General features: G+C 48.1%; 12 protein-coding genes. 4 read left to right on the top strand and 8 right to left on the bottom strand.

Annotated features, from left to right (window positions below; all coding sequences use genetic code 11):
- Positions 1-350: 350 nt before the first annotated feature.
- The 3 genes from Q1B47_RS10550 (at position 351) to Q1B47_RS10540 (ending at position 2,958) form a co-directional block, all read left to right on the top strand.
- On the top strand, positions 351-1,403 hold the full coding sequence (locus tag Q1B47_RS10550) for an MBL fold metallo-hydrolase (protein WP_299792901.1): 1,053 nt from the start codon (positions 351-353) through the stop codon (positions 1,401-1,403).
- A 179-nt stretch (positions 1,404-1,582) separates the two neighbouring features.
- Positions 1,583-1,798, top strand: coding sequence for a ribosome alternative rescue factor ArfA (locus tag Q1B47_RS10545; RefSeq protein ID WP_299792899.1), 216 nt, complete (start codon positions 1,583-1,585; stop codon positions 1,796-1,798).
- A gap of 230 nt (positions 1,799-2,028) precedes the next feature.
- Positions 2,029-2,958, top strand: a complete 930-nt coding sequence (locus tag Q1B47_RS10540; RefSeq protein WP_299792897.1) for a DMT family transporter — start codon at positions 2,029-2,031, stop codon at positions 2,956-2,958.
- Between the two features lie 35 nt (positions 2,959-2,993).
- Here Q1B47_RS10540 and Q1B47_RS10535 read toward each other — a convergent pair whose 3' ends face one another.
- The 7 genes from Q1B47_RS10535 to Q1B47_RS10505 all read right to left on the bottom strand — a co-directional run bounded on the left by Q1B47_RS10535 (position 2,994) and on the right by Q1B47_RS10505 (position 11,301).
- Entirely contained in the window at positions 2,994-4,322 is a 1,329-nt protein-coding gene (locus Q1B47_RS10535) for a diguanylate cyclase (protein ID WP_299792895.1), read from the bottom strand.
- 82 nt (positions 4,323-4,404) lie between these two features.
- A complete protein-coding gene (locus tag Q1B47_RS10530) occupies positions 4,405-5,400 on the bottom strand; it encodes an ABC transporter substrate-binding protein (protein WP_299792893.1) in 996 nt (331 codons plus the stop codon).
- Positions 5,401-5,507: 107 nt separating this feature from the next.
- Positions 5,508-7,397 carry an HD domain-containing phosphohydrolase gene (locus Q1B47_RS10525; protein WP_299792891.1) on the bottom strand — a complete coding sequence of 630 codons (1,890 nt, stop codon included), beginning with the start codon at positions 7,395-7,397 and terminating at the stop codon, positions 5,508-5,510.
- Between the two features lie 303 nt (positions 7,398-7,700).
- Positions 7,701-8,189: a hypothetical protein gene (locus Q1B47_RS10520; RefSeq protein ID WP_299792889.1), complete on the bottom strand. Its 489-nt coding sequence runs from the start codon at positions 8,187-8,189 to the stop codon at positions 7,701-7,703.
- Positions 8,190-8,685: 496 nt separating this feature from the next.
- On the bottom strand, positions 8,686-8,883 hold the full coding sequence (locus Q1B47_RS10515; protein WP_299792887.1) for a hypothetical protein: 198 nt from the start codon (positions 8,881-8,883) through the stop codon (positions 8,686-8,688).
- 408 nt (positions 8,884-9,291) lie between these two features.
- The gene (locus Q1B47_RS10510; protein WP_299792884.1) at positions 9,292-10,218 is read right to left on the bottom strand and encodes a hypothetical protein; all 927 of its coding nucleotides are present in this window, start codon (positions 10,216-10,218) and stop codon (positions 9,292-9,294) included.
- A 21-nt stretch (positions 10,219-10,239) separates the two neighbouring features.
- Positions 10,240-11,301, bottom strand: a complete 1,062-nt coding sequence (locus Q1B47_RS10505; RefSeq protein WP_299792881.1) for an endonuclease/exonuclease/phosphatase family protein — start codon at positions 11,299-11,301, stop codon at positions 10,240-10,242.
- A 243-nt stretch (positions 11,302-11,544) separates the two neighbouring features.
- On the opposite strand from Q1B47_RS10505, the gene Q1B47_RS10500 reads away from it, so the two are divergent.
- A complete protein-coding gene (locus Q1B47_RS10500) occupies positions 11,545-12,825 on the top strand; it encodes a hypothetical protein (RefSeq protein WP_299792879.1) in 1,281 nt (426 codons plus the stop codon).
- A gap of 40 nt (positions 12,826-12,865) precedes the next feature.
- On the opposite strand, the gene Q1B47_RS10495 is transcribed toward Q1B47_RS10500, so the two are convergent.
- Positions 12,866-14,527, bottom strand: coding sequence for a diguanylate cyclase (locus Q1B47_RS10495; protein ID WP_299792877.1), 1,662 nt, complete (start codon positions 14,525-14,527; stop codon positions 12,866-12,868).
- Positions 14,528-14,569: the final 42 nt, after the last annotated feature.

Genomic DNA, 14,569 nt, shown 5'->3' with positions numbered 1-14,569 from the left:
CCGTGTTCTCGAGGTAATGTATCTTCGATACTCATCCCTCTACTTTACCCCAATCGACGCCGGAAGGAGATAAAAATGTGATCTTGGTCACTTAGACTGTTCTGGAGCCAATCAGGTAGACCTGCTCTCGTAGCGAATGGTGAATTGTAAGAAAGCTTCGCGGCTAAAGCCGCTCCTACATCAAGAATGTCAAACCTCGTAGCCCGTAGCCCGCGACCTTACCTTCAACAACCTGACTTATCGTAATATTTTCCTTTTAGTCCCGCGGTTTCGACTATATTTACACTCAACAATGATTATGGGCTGTAACATTTATACCCGGACCAACAATATCTACAGGAGAAAAGAGTATGTCGATGATATTTCACCGGATCCGCACAGATCGTGGTTGCCAGTCTTACCTGCTGGGCTGTAGTGAAACTAACTCGGCTATCATCATAGATCCTGAGATAAGCCAGATGGAGCACTACCTGGGGTTAGCCAGTCACGACGGATTGACGATCCACTATCTGCTGGACACCCACACCCACGCGGATCACTTCTCCGCCAGTAAGCAACTATCGGCTCAGTTAAACGCCCCTGTCATCATGCACTGTAATAGTCCGGCCCCCTTCGTCGACATGTACGTCGATGACGGTGAGATCATCATAGTCGGTAAACTCAGGCTTACCGTGCTGCACACTCCTGGACACACCGCGGACTCTATCTGCATTGCGATGAAAGATAGGGTGTTTACCGGAGATACTCTGCTGTTGGGGGGAACGGGGCGAACCGATCTCCCCACCGGTGATCCCGAGCAGTTATACGACAGCCTCTTCAATAGCTTGCTCAAGCTCCCGGCCGATCTGAAGGTCTATCCCGCCCACGCCTATTCGGAACGGACCCATAGCAGCATAGGAGAGGAGATCTCCAACAACCCAAGGCTGCAGAAGAAAGACAGAGTCGAGTTTGTGGCTCAGATGCGGGCATTGGATCTTAAGATGCCGAGTCAATTGACCGAATCGCTACGCGCCAATTTAAGCGGCGGGAAAACCGTCGAACAGTTTATCAGCGATGCCAGAAGAAAGATCTCATTTGTCTCACTGGAGCAGGTGCTGCGTTACAGTCAATCGATAGCGCCTAAGTTTGTCATTATCGATGTGCGCGAACGGGAAGCCTTCGACAAGGGGCATATTGCCGGTGCTATCCATATCCCCAGGGGCCAGTTGGAGCTGAGAGTCAATGAGTTACTGCCCGATCCGACACGGCGTATCGCAGTATATTGTGAGTACGGCATCATCTCAGTATTAGCCACCTCTACCCTGAGAGAGATGGGCTTCCTACGTGCCGTTGCGCTCGATCACGGCCTGAATCTCTGGCGGGAGCTGGGTTATCCGTTAATCGAAAGCAGAAATGAAGAGTAGCTTACAAGATAGCCTGAGCCACTGTGTTGTTCGAGCCGATGGTCGATTAAAAGGGGCTACCTGCAAAAAAAACTGTTTACTAAATATACAACCCTGTTCTATAGTAGCGCCGCGCCTTCCCTGAGTGGGGGCGCTTTTAACAAGTCAAGGGATCCCCTGATGAAACACAGGAGCAATCGATGACGAAACATCGAAAATCCTCAAAGCATATCGAACACGATAGCAAAAGAGGCACAATTAAAGACAATGCCTTAAAAGCATTGGTCACAAGTGAACTATTTAAGATGCGAACCGAAAGACCGAAGAAAGGCAAAGGTTCATATAACCGCAAGCAACAAAAGGGGCATAAGCTGAAGGGCTTTGCCCCTTTTGACTTTCTGGCACGGGCACATTAGCTCCCATTATCTCCCTCTTTAACTGAGCCGACTTGACAGCCATCGTCCCGAACAGCAGTATTACCCGCTCTCTCTGAGTGACGTTCGACTAAACACAAGATTGTCACCGTGACAGAGTTTCACACTCATGATGGCTCGATGCATTCTTGGGCAAAACCTAACTTTGAGTCAAACCTAAACCGTTTCCGGCTTGCCTCGGCTAAAGGCAAGCAGATGAGGAGTTAACAGCAATGCACAGCCCGGCTTCACTGCCCAAAATGGTCCCGTTCGCTTTCTTATCTGTGGTCCTTATCTGGTCAACGACCCCCCTTGGCATCGTCTGGAGCAGTGCCTCGGTTCACCCTACCATGGCCGTTTTGCTGCGCATGGTATTAGCCCTGATATTAGGTGGCCTGCTTCTGCGCATATTTCAGATCCGCTTTCCCTGGACTAAGGCCGCGAAAAAGCTATATGGCTTCTCCTCCATAGGTATCGTCGGCGGTATGTTACTCAGCTATTTTGCCGCACAATATTTAGCCTCCGGCACTATGTCCTTAATCTTCGGGCTATCCCCCCTAATCTCAGGGATGTTAGCCCAAAAGCTGCTGAATGAACCTAAATTTGGGCCGACTAAGCTAGTCTCACTGGCTTTGGCGTTTATTGGCCTGGGTATCGTCTGTTCCTCTAAACTGTCGTTAAACTCCGATAGCTGGGTAGGTCTGGTATTGGTTTTGGCTGCCGTTTTTCTATTCAGCCTCAGTGGTGTCTTGATTAAGACGGTGCAGATAAATATTCATCCTATTGCGAGCACTGTCGGTGCACTGCTGTTTTCAACCCCACTGTTCACACTGGCCTGGTTACTGTTTGACGGAACCCTGCCTATAGACACCTGGCAGGTGAAGTCTATCTGGGCCATTATCTACCTGGGTATCTTCGGTTCTCTGATTGGCTTTATCGCTTACTTCTACGTGCTACAGAACTTAAAGGCCAGTACTGTAGCCCTGGTTACCCTGATCACGCCGGTTTTTGCCATGGGGTTAGGCGCAACGCTAAATGGTGAGGTGATCACCGATACCTTAATCATCGGCGCATTGTTCGTACTCGCAGGATTAGCCCTGTACCAGTTCGGTGAGAAACTGAAGAGTTTATTAAAAAAGTCAGACGTAGAGGCTAGTTCCTAGAGCCTGGAATCTAGGAGCTAGCATCCAGAACCTCTCTACGCCATCTTGATATTCGTGAGTCCCCGGGTCGCCTTATCGGTGAACTGGAAAGTGGTGCCATCAACTTCCTTCGCTTTATACATATTTTCATCGGCAACTTTCAACAAACTACTTAGCTCTGTGGCATCGATGGGAAAGAAGCTCACGCCTATGCTGGCATTAACCAGCAGGCTGATATCTTCATATTGAATGGGTAGCGCGAACTGCTCGGTCAACTTGCGGATCACTGTCATTACCTGCGTGGCATTTTCTATAGGCTCTAACCAGATGATAAATTCGTCTCCCCCGATTCTGGCGATGATATCCGATGAACGTACCGTCTGTAACAGCTTTTCAGCAACCTCCACCAAGACCAGATCACCCGCCGCATGACCATGGCAATCGTTGATGGCTTTAAACCGATCGAGATCGATAAAGAGCAGCGCGGCGCTCTGTTTCGTACGGCTACAGCGGGCCAGAGCCGTGTTCATCTGCTCCTCAAATGCGCTTCGGCTGTATAGCTTGGTCAAGCTGTCATGATTGGCCAGGTGCTCAAACTCCTCACGCTGATGCTGTAGCTCCTTGGTCTGACGCTCCACCTCCAGTTGTAGCTGATCTTTCTTGACCGTCGTCTCCTCCAGTGAGCGTTTCATCAAATTAAACTGCTCCGCAAGCACCGACAACTCATCGGTATCCTTAACCTCAATACGACTGTTAAGATTACCTTTAGCCAGATCTTTTATCCCTATGGTTAATGCGTTGAGGTTAGTATTAAAAGTTTTTAGCGTGAGCAAGGTCAGAGTCAAGACCACCGCCGAACCGACGACCATCAGCAATATTACCGAAGCAAGGATCTTTCGTTGGGATAACTCAGAATCCTGTATCGCTAATTTTTCTAACTTCCACAGGTCTTCATTCATCGACTGCAATGTCATGTTATAACGCGCTGAAAGCATACCGGAGGGCGAGGTGATACCGTGACTCACCTGAGACTCGAGATCCTGCTGCGACAGGTTCAGCAACACTCCTATGTTGTCGTTCATTCTCTTCAGGTTGGCAGCGATGACATTCTTATTTCTCTGGCTGAAAAGCGCCTGCTGCAGCAAGCGCTTAAGTTCTTCATGGGCGATGCGGGTCTGCTCGAGCGCGTCTTGATCATGATACTCCTGCAGCAACCATAACTTGCTGCTCAGCATATCAATTTTATACTCGATATCGCTGACCAGATAGAGCTGTGAGTTAGTCTCTACCTGGATCTCTTTAAGCGTAACAAAAGAGAGCAGGATGACACTCGTCAGCATCAGGCTCACGATCAGTAATATTTTAAGACGCAACGTTACTTTCATCTTCCTGCCAAATTAATTCACTAAGTCACTCCCATTGGCATATCCGACTTCTTCGCTCAGATAAACAACAAAGGGAGGCGTATTATAGATGTGTATCGGTATTTCCGGCCCGCTCCAGTGCCCGGCCATCGATTAACAGCCTAAAGTCCGGCACCCCTTGTGTAGCGGTAACTGAGCCCGTTGCTATCGCCCATCTCGCCTGTGTCTGTAGATTGGACAACAGCACATTGCTCAGGGAGAGTCTAAACAGGTAATCACTCCAGCCCCACTCAAGTTCTCTCACTGGAATGTTCAGAAAATTGCTGACTATGCTCTTGGAACGCTCCGGGTTTTGAGCAATATAGCTTTGCGCCTCATCGATGGCGGCTAAAATTTTCACATAGGAATCCAGGCTAGCTTCCAAAGTGGCTTTTTTTGCTATCAGATTAAAGGAGAGGTTATATATGCCCTTAGTCTGAAACTGGCTGATTTGGTCGCCATACTCTTTATGAAGCTGATAGCCCAAGGGCTCCCAGATCGATATCGCATCGACCTCTCCCGACAGTAACGCGGGACCTAATTCTGACGCCTCCATATATATTCGGTTAAATTTAACCTCTTTATTTCCGGTGAGGATCATATAGGCATAGATAAAAAACTCGCTGGCGCTGGACTCTATCATCCCTACATTTTTCCCCTCCAGTAATTTTGCATCTGTTATGGCAGAACTTTTTAAGGTGAGGAGTTTGAGATCATTATCTGACTCTACAAAACTGGCCAACACGGTGAAATCATTGCGTGAAAAGCTATTAAACATCACCACAGATTCAGAACTGGTCGCCAGCTCAACCTCATCATCGCTCATCATGCCAAAGCTCCTGTGTCCGCCTCGAACAGGCAATAACTCAACATGAACCTTGTGCTTGTCAAACAGTGCTAACTCTTGAGCGATAATTAGGGGGGAGCTTAATGGCGTGGTGGACATGGCTATCTTAACCGGCGCTGCAAACTCCTCCATTGAGGTTTCAGTCGGCACCGTCATAGCGAGATATATGGCGATTCCGACAAAAGGCAAAATCAGCGACAACTTCTTTATCATTCTCATGTCCATACTGAAACCAGAGTTCAGTTCAAATTGTAGTTCAGGAAGTCAGTACCCGCTTACTCCTCTGCCCGTAAAAATAGCAACTGAATTCTCCAACCAGCTCAGATCCCCTGCCCCATATTGATAAGCTGAGAGTATTCGGCCGGAAAGTGTTCGATACAGCCATTAGTGATCTCCGGAGGCTCATCTTCATACAAGGCTTTGACCTCCCAAAATGACTCTCTGATCCTGCTGAAGGCGTCGATCATTCTGGGATCAAAATGATTACCGCTTCCCTCAAACATGATGTCTTCAGTCTTATCGCGACCGAAGGCCTCTTTATAAACCCTCTTGCATGACAACGCATCGAATACATCGGCAATCGCCATGATCCTGGCGGCAACTGGGATATCGTCACCCGATAAACCATTGGGATAGCCACTACCGTCCCACTTCTCATGATGGTAATGAGCAATGTCCTGAGCAAACTGTAAGAACGTAGGACCATCATTTTCCGCCAGCTCATTGGTTAAGGTATTGATAGATGAGCTTATCGCGTTACTGCCATAGGTCGTATGTCGTTTCATTATCTCAAACTCAAAATCAGTCAGTTTAGTAGGCTTGAGTAAGATCTCATCGGGTATGCCCACCTTGCCGATATCATGAAGTGGTGCCGACTTGTACAGGAGCTCAATGTTCTTGTCAGACATAAAGTCATGAAAATCAGGGTGTTTTTGTAGCTCTTGTGCCAAAAGCTTCACATAGGTCTGCGTCCGCCTCAGATGCTGTCCGGTTTCGTTATCCCGTGTTTCTGCCAGTGTCGCCATGCTGAGAATCGTCACATCTTTGATGACGGCGAGCTCCCGTGTTCGCTCGGCAACTTTTTGCTTCAATGTGTTGTTGAAATTTTTCAAATGCTGCTCGGCACACTTTCTTCCGACTGATGCCCGGGCCCAAAACCAGATGAGAATCAAGCCAATGGGATAGATGATCAAGGCCGGATACAAAAACTCCATCTTAGATAACACTAAAGCAGGGCCGATCCCCCAATAGGTATTCACTATGATGATGCGCCACTCGTCGATAAAGTGATCCCTGTTGGCCACCTTCTTATGAATATCTTTAATGGGGTGTACGGTGGCGAAGGTAACCAGTCCATCTGAGCTCTCTACACTGCCCTTCTCGGCCCGCTTGATGGCCTGCCAAAGCTCCGGGCTTTCGGAACCGAAATTCTGCTTATGGTCGAGCATAAACCCCCACTCCTTAGAGGCATCCTGATTTGAAAGCCAATAACCCTCCTTATTCAATAGTGCTCCCTCACCCGGAGCAAACATCATCTGATTCCTGAATTTATCGAGCAATAAACTGGCGAAGTAGTTCAACACTATCACCCCTCTGAACTCCCCACTCTTATCCCGCAGGGGCTTGGCAAACCTGATCATAGGTTTCAGTGGTTGCTCGATAACGCCATTTTCCACATTGAGGTCGAGAGCCGAGATATAGATTTTATCGGAGGCAATTGAGGCCGCTTCCTGGAAGTAGTAACGCTTCGACTTGTCCTGTAGCAGTTCGGGGACCACTGCGACCGCTTGGTCATCGAAGAAATCGACCCGAACTAACTCCATTCCGGAGGGGGCGATGAGTCGAATTTGATCATAGAGTTGGCTGGTATTCGCCAGATTCAGAAACTCTCTTTCGATATGCGCTTTACTGTCATCGATTCCACCGTCCAAGAAGCTTTCTACGTGCTCACTGGCGGTTAAAAACTCCAGGTGAGACATGACGGTTGCCAGATCGTGTTGAGCTAAGTTGGTGCCAACCTCTATGGCAGCCTGAACCATCGCCTGTTGCTTGGCTTGTTCGACATTGATAAACAGAGAATTTGCCAACATTAAAGCGGCGATATTGAGTAAGGTGAGGGGAATGAATAGTGCAAAAAAGCGAGCCCGAACCAGTCGATTAAAACCAGAAAAGCGTTTATCCCTATCGCCGACTCGGTTACCGAATATCAAGGCCCACTCCTATCCTTTTGATATTACCAGATTCTTCCATAACGGCAGAGATCGATACCCAATATAAGGATCGCGCCCTGCACCATTAAATCTAGTTCACAAACGAGTTTCTGGCCACTATCAGGCTATGCAATGAGAGGGGGGGGGGGGGACTTGACCTATGACATCACTATCGGTGAGCCGATTTATGGGCCGGGGTTTATCTCTTTAATTGTATGACAGGTTGAAATTAAGCGGCTTAAGCCTGCAAAAAGGAAAGCGCCGCAATAGAGCTGCAGGCGTGTAGATACGAAGAGGTAAGCGCTATATTCGGGCTCGATTATTAACCTTATTCATCGCCTGTAACTTCTTTTGCAAACGACTATCTAACTTGAACCACAACTCTCCGGCGGGACTCACCTCTTTCATCACAGTGAAACCAGCGGCTTTTCCCACATAGAAGCGAGAAAATTTATCGGCGATAAATGAGGTCTGGGCAAACAGTTCAACCTCACCTATGGGATCACACACTAACTGAACCGGAGAGGTGTTGGATAACTGAAAATTAACGATCTCCAGAGTCTCGCCTTTTATCTTTAACGACTGCTTATTCATTATATCCATCTGCTCCAGATAGACGGTCTTACCTTCACAAAATCCAGGGATCCTGACCCAGGAACCTATGACCAGAGGAAGAAGTTGCTTATGGTTTTCACCCTGCTCTGAATTAAGGTATGCGCTGATCCCGATACCGCAACCTATGGCCAGAAGGGTAAAGCAGATAGCGGCAAGCTTAACTAAACGAGAGGGCATAGGGTCTCCGTATTGAAGCAAAATGGACTTCGAAGCGACTCGACCCGATAAAGGTGGAGCCAGCTCAGTCGACGCTTAAAATATTGCCGACTAAGGTATCTTATCGGGCAGAAAACATCCAGAGCAGTTTCCTGAAAATGACCAATTTTAACTTTACAGTCCAACAGGTTAGCTTAGGGGAACAGGTCAAGAGTAAGTGTTAACCACTACAGATAACTCAAATGGCAAACACCCGTAATGATTGAGTGAAAATAAGCAGCTTGTTGCTCTGCTTTAAGCCGATATTGGAGGGGCCATGCTCGGCATGATAAGTAGTGTTCAGTCTCTCTGCACACCTCTATTAATTAATGCACTCCTCTCTGTTTAGAGTATGCAATTTTTAATGAGTGTATCATCGTAGAAAGCGGGAGAAGCGGGAGGAACGAATTTATCAATTGAACCCTGCCGACTCCCTCGCCCCTCTAATCCTCGCCTCTCGGTTAATCATCATTAAGATTTAGTTGTAACCGAGGACAAAGTCTTTCTCCTCGTTAATGATATCCGCCTTATGGTTGAGACATTGATGATTCGCGGCCATCTCTTGACTGCCCAGCAGCTTGATGACGTAGTCGACTCTGCAGCGATAGTGGTTAGAGGTTTGATAGAGGTGTTGGTTAACCGTAAAGTTGAGATGCTTTGGTGCTGTATAAGACATAATCTTTTCCTCAGGTTATTTATTAGCACTTCAGGTGAAGCTTGAGCGTGCTAACCGTATTCAGACCGTATTCAGACCGTATTCAGATATAAGCATTTACTATGCCAAGCGAGTAATACTCACCCACAACACCTTAATTATAATCCGCGAAGGCGGGGAATGTTTGAAAACAAGCTGGATAACTAACTGTTTTTATTGGGGGTGAGATTAAATATAGAGGGGTAAGGCGATACATAGATACTCAGGAATAACTTAGATGACTGGATTATGAGAGAGATAAGGCCGTGGTTGCTTTCCCATTTTGCCTCTCTGTTTAGCGAATCTGTTCTCATTTTGCCAACCACTTGCGGGGGGCGAAGCAGAGACAGATAGGCACCTGAACAACTGCAACGGCGTACAGCACTTAGTTTAGTCATCGAGCCTGGAGATAAATATACGGCTAATATCCTTTCCCCACAGCTGAATGATCTTTCTGGTTTTATCTTTATTCAAGAAACATTTTCCAAAGATGATAATACCAGCCCCTTCTATATCACGGCGTTCCTCGATATTGAACCGCTTAAACAAACTGTCCCTGAACCCCTCGATAGGTATGCCGATATCCCGGCTATCTGAGGGGTTAAGCCACTGCATCGTCTTATCGATATGAGATACAGTCCCCCAATACATGCGCGGTGCCCCATTTTCAGTCGGCTCGGCATCGGCAAAGTTTACGAAGAGATTCCTGGCGCGCCAGCGATACTTTTCATCGGTATAGACCCAGAGATCAGATTCGGCCAGCCCACTCCCTCTCAGTAAGCTGTGAAGCAGCTTCTCCAGCCCCTGAGTTGCAACACGTTTGTCATCAGGTAGTTGAGGCTGACTCGTGTTTCCGCTCTTATTTTTGCCCTCTTTGACACTTTCATCATCTGTGTCGTATGCCTGTTCACTCTCCCTTATCCCGCTCTTGGTATCACTCTGATTCTCGTTAGGCCGCTTCTTAGAGACGGGTTTGGCACTCATCTTAGATGAATGAACTGAGGGAGGTTTGGCGAAGTCGATGATCATGGCGTCACTGTCGACCACCACCCTGTTAATTTCGATAGCATCTTGCTCCTCCCGGGTCTTAGCCTGTGAGGGCTTAAACTCTCGGCAGTTATCCTGATGATAGCGGGAGCCGAAACAGGCAGCCTTACCGTCCGCCGACGCCTTGCGGTAATAGGCTTTGCCGTGGCACTCAGGGCAGATAAGCGATTGCCGATACAGCTCAATCTCTGCATCGCTCAGCTTTTGAAACCTGAACACAGAATAGGTAACAGGTTCACTTTCATCGAACATACAGATGGCATCAAGCATAATATCGAAAACCCCGGTAAATTAGTGCCTAATCGAGATGGTTATCATCACGGGAGCATGGTCTGTGCTGTGACCGTCAAGTTCAAATCTGGGATTGATAAGATGCCTGTCATAGGTCTCATACCTTCCCACCTCAGCAAGGCTACGGCTGTTCTTCACATCGAACTCACTCGAGAGCAGGATATAATCCAGCACGGTGCCTCTAGCGTAATAATAATGTGTTGCAGGCCTCTGTTGGCAGGAGAGGCTATATTGACCATCCTGATATATCTCGTAAGCATCTTTCAGCCTATGGTCCTGCAGTTGATGCTCAACCTCTCCCAGCGAAGGATCGGGCTTTATGCGGGTATCGACAGAGGTCAAGGCACTTAGCACGCCATCACTCAAGATATCATTGAAATCTCCCATTAATACCATGGGGTACCCGGTTTGAAGGCGACGCTCAACCATGGCGTATCGCAACAGAGCGGCCTCGCTGCCTCTTTGTATACTTGCCCCCCACTGACCCAGGGCTTCGAGGGAGAGTAACCGACCGACACTCTCGCTGCCGGCACTGTGACTGCTTTGCTCCTGTGCATCGAACAGTGGCCGTTTTGATTTAAAGTGAACAACATAACAGTCGCAGGCTCCCAGCTTGGGCAGGGATATTGTCACACGCAGTGGTTTTCGGCTAAAAGCAAAGTCACCGGATAACCCCATCTGGGTCGCCCGCTCTCCATCCACTGTAACGCTGTGTGCCTCAGCGATGGGGTAGCGGGACGCTATGGCAACAACAGGCTTACTATAGATAAAATCATCGACCACATCTGGGGTATCCAACACGGCAAAGTACTCCAGTCCGCAGCACTTGGTTAATTTTGCCAGGGCATCCGGGCTAAATACTTCCTGAAAACCGATGACATCGGGCTGGTGTGTCTCTATGTAATTCGTTATCCACTCCAGTTTCTTCCGCCACTGCTCCTGAGTATAGATATTCTCAAATTCATAGTATGCACCGGGCGGCTCAATAAAGTTGAACAGGTTGAAGGTCGCTATCTTGATAAGCTCAGATGCATCAGAGCTACAGGTCGATTGAATATGCAAGCTGAAACCTTAATTCGATCACAACTGATTAATAGGCTTAGGTTACAATGAAATGCCGATAATGACACGATATGATGGATCCACAGACAATAAAAGTTCCCTGCTGAAAATAAAGATTTCAAGGAGGGTATGCCCGTCACATCTTTGCACCCAAGTGCTGTTGACCATATTCATTGCGCGTTAGGATTAAAAACTCTTACTGCTCCCCTTTTTCTTTTTGCTGCTTATTCATCAAGGTACACCATGCAAGTCACTTCAATCGAACGGGTTAAACGTGCTTTTATTGCCGGGATCTGGGCAACACTCGCGAGCATCACGATTGGGTTTGGATTTAAAATCTGGTTGGCGCAATGGGTCGACAAAGCGGATCTGGCTCTGTATCACACGGTCGTGGATATCGTCTCCCTGTCCCTGATCCTGATGACAGGGTTTCGTTCCTCTATGGTGGTAAGCTACTCACAAACTCAAAACGATAGGGATATCACCAATATCTTTCGTTACAGTCTAATCGCTATGGTTCTGTTTACCTGGGGTGGAGTATTGCCCTACATCAAGCATAGACTCCATATCGATGTGGAGTACTTTCACTTGGTCGGCATCATCTTAGGGATGGGATTAAAGGTCTACTTTACCAATCAAATTGCCATGTATCGCATCTACTCCATCTCCAATAGAGTCACCTGGATGGAGCCCTTGAGTCAGGTCGTTATCTTTCTGTGCTGTTACTATCTGCTACGCCAAAGTGCTATCGCTTCTCTTTTTTACAGCTTGATGCTCTCCTCCGTCGCCATGGCCGGCTTTATGTTTATCAATCGGCGTAAACAGGTAGCGACCACACCTCTGGCGTCGGTAAATCTGGACTCAAACCTGCGTAGCTTTGTAAAGAAAAGCTTTACCGCTTCCCTTGAGGCCGGAGCAAGCATCTTGATGATCTACATGACCGTACTGATGACCATCGGCCACTTCAGCATAGATGAACTGGGCGACTTTCAGGTTGTCGTCAGGCCCATAATAGCTTATCTGACCCTGCTTTTTGTTTTCCCTATGTATCGATTCGTCTTTCCCGAGCTCGCGGTCTGCGTGCGCCAGGAAGACCATGAGCAGATCAAACAGATAAAGCTGTGGGTATATAAGTTAGCCATCTCTATCAGTGCCTGCTTCTTTACGCTTATGCTGTTCTATAGTCATGAAATAGTAAACTGGGTTTTTCCGGCACAATACACCAAGGCCGCACCGGTACTGATGCACTTCTCTATGTTCTTCGTGTTTATGATGCTTAACGCCTATCAGTTAGCCTTTATCAAGGCCCATGGCCTCTTCACCCAGAGTCTGCTAATCAGGCTCAGCGGAATACTGGCCTTAATTGGAAGTTATTATATCTACAGCAGAATTACAGATAATGTCGTTGCCGTTATCTTATCTCTGGGAAGTGGCTATCTGTTGATGTTCATTCTTTCCAGCATAGTCGAGAGCCGGGTACTAAAACGCAGCCAGCCGCAACTCTCACCGCCTCAGAGAAGCTGACTCCGGATAAAATAGTAGCCCGCCAATCACAACTCGGGGATCATCCCAGAGAGCTATTACTGCCTGCATCCGGGCAGTCCTTATGGTGACTCTGGTTCTTATGGTTGAGAATTGATACCTGGGTTGGCTTTGGCTCGAAGAAGCAGACCCGGTTTCTCCCGGTATTTTTAGCTTCATATAGAGCCAGATCTGCCTGAGTCGTGAGATCCAGCAGATCAGAGTCTTTCGTCGGTGATATGCTCGCAACACCGATGCTGACAGTAATAAACTCACTGGTAAGTGACGTTTCATGTGGGAGCGCTAATCGCTCGATATTATATTGGCAACGTTTGGCCGGAGAGGCGCAGTCTCGGGTCCTGGGCAACAGAACCACAAACTCCTCTCCTCCGTAACGGGCGACAAGATCCGAGTTCAGGTTGAGTGTCTGGCTTAATGCCTGAGCCACCTCCCTTAAACACTGATCACCTGCGAGATGGCCATAGGTATCGTTATAGAGTTTAAAGTGGTCTATATCGATCATCATCAAACCGATATGTGACCCCTCTCTTATCGCTTTCTGCCACTGAGCCTGCAGGGTCTCGTCAAAGCAGCGCCTGTTAGGGATCTTGGTCAGGCCATCTGTCTGCGACAGCTCCTCCAGCTTTCTTTTAGCCTCATTAAGGTCATGGGTTCTCTGCTCAACCTCATTTTCAATCAGCACGGAACGCCTTAGAATCGCGTAGATATAGGAGGCACCGAGCAAGACAAAAAGCCCACCGAAAATCGCTATCATATAGGGCAGCTTTCCTCTGCGCTCAGCCACATAGCCCACAGAGGGCGTCGCAACAATTGCCCACTGCCTGCTACTGATACGAGCCAGTGACTTCTCATAGGTAAAGTCGATCTGCGACAGGCTCAACTCCAGCTTTTCAGGGAAGTTTGAGTAGAGCGAGGCATTGCCGTTTGAGGTCCGGTCTTCCAGAGAGAAGTAGATGCCGTGAGCCGAAGTTCTCTTGATCGCACTGTCGAACATATCGCCAATACGGTAGACCCCCAAAACATACCCCCTGAGCTGCTCACGACGTTTAAAGACTGTTGTGGGATCTCCCGAGTAGATAGGCAGGAAGATGCGGATCCCCTTCTGCTTAGAGTGATACTGAAGCAGGCTGATTCCCGGAGTCGCCACCGACATATCCAGATCCCGCGCCTTCTCCAGAGCCTCTACACGTTTGTGATTTGAGGAGAGGTCGAACCCCATCACCACCTCATTGCCTGAAAATGGAGCGACATAGGAGACGGGAAAGTAGCTCTCCCTGTCCAGGGCACGGATCATCCCCTCCGGGCCAAGTTCGGTAATTTCAAAGTCCGGAAACTCACCTCGCTTCATCTCTTCGTAGGCGGCTCTCTCCCCCCCGGTGACTTTAGGTGCCCATTCCAGGGCCTGGATATCCTGATGCCTGACCAGAAAGCTGTGGGCAATACGATTAAACTCGGCAGGGCTCACTTCGCTGGAGCTGTCAAACAAGCCTTTGATGGCAAAAAGCACCTCAATATTGAGCAGTAACTCCCTCTCTAAGGCGGCCGCTTTATCATCGACATCCTTACGAAAATCCTGCTCTATCGCCTTGGTCTCTTTTTCATAGAAGCTGAATCCCATATAGGTCGAAAGGCTTAATCCAAGCAGAATAGCGCTAAAAAGAATGTACTTAGAAAAAAAATTCATACCGAAGCAATGTATCCATAGAAACAGGCATTTAATGCGCAG

It is taken from the genome of uncultured Shewanella sp. (genome assembly GCF_947501225.1).
In the GTDB taxonomy this organism is placed as follows: Bacteria; Pseudomonadota; Gammaproteobacteria; order Enterobacterales; family Shewanellaceae; genus Shewanella.
The sequence above is the reverse complement of the archived record's forward strand: the minus strand, read 5'-3'. Positions and strand labels throughout refer to the sequence as shown.

Excerpts from the sequence above, each read along its gene's own strand:
- Q1B47_RS10550 (WP_299792901.1), top strand. The coding sequence starts at position 351 with ATGTCGATGATATTTCACCGGATCCGCACAGATCGTGGTTGCCAGTCT.
- Q1B47_RS10545 (WP_299792899.1), top strand. The coding sequence starts at position 1,583 with ATGACGAAACATCGAAAATCCTCAAAGCATATCGAACACGATAGCAAA.
- Q1B47_RS10540 (WP_299792897.1), top strand. The coding sequence starts at position 2,029 with ATGCACAGCCCGGCTTCACTGCCCAAAATGGTCCCGTTCGCTTTCTTA.
- Q1B47_RS10535 (WP_299792895.1), bottom strand. The coding sequence starts at position 4,322 with ATGAAAGTAACGTTGCGTCTTAAAATATTACTGATCGTGAGCCTGATG.
- Q1B47_RS10530 (WP_299792893.1), bottom strand. The coding sequence starts at position 5,400 with ATGATAAAGAAGTTGTCGCTGATTTTGCCTTTTGTCGGAATCGCCATA.
- Q1B47_RS10520 (WP_299792889.1), bottom strand. The coding sequence starts at position 8,189 with ATGCCCTCTCGTTTAGTTAAGCTTGCCGCTATCTGCTTTACCCTTCTG.
- Q1B47_RS10515 (WP_299792887.1), bottom strand. The coding sequence starts at position 8,883 with ATGTCTTATACAGCACCAAAGCATCTCAACTTTACGGTTAACCAACAC.
- Q1B47_RS10510 (WP_299792884.1), bottom strand. The coding sequence starts at position 10,218 with ATGCTTGATGCCATCTGTATGTTCGATGAAAGTGAACCTGTTACCTAT.
- Q1B47_RS10500 (WP_299792879.1), top strand. The coding sequence starts at position 11,545 with ATGCAAGTCACTTCAATCGAACGGGTTAAACGTGCTTTTATTGCCGGG.
- Q1B47_RS10495 (WP_299792877.1), bottom strand. The coding sequence starts at position 14,527 with ATGAATTTTTTTTCTAAGTACATTCTTTTTAGCGCTATTCTGCTTGGA.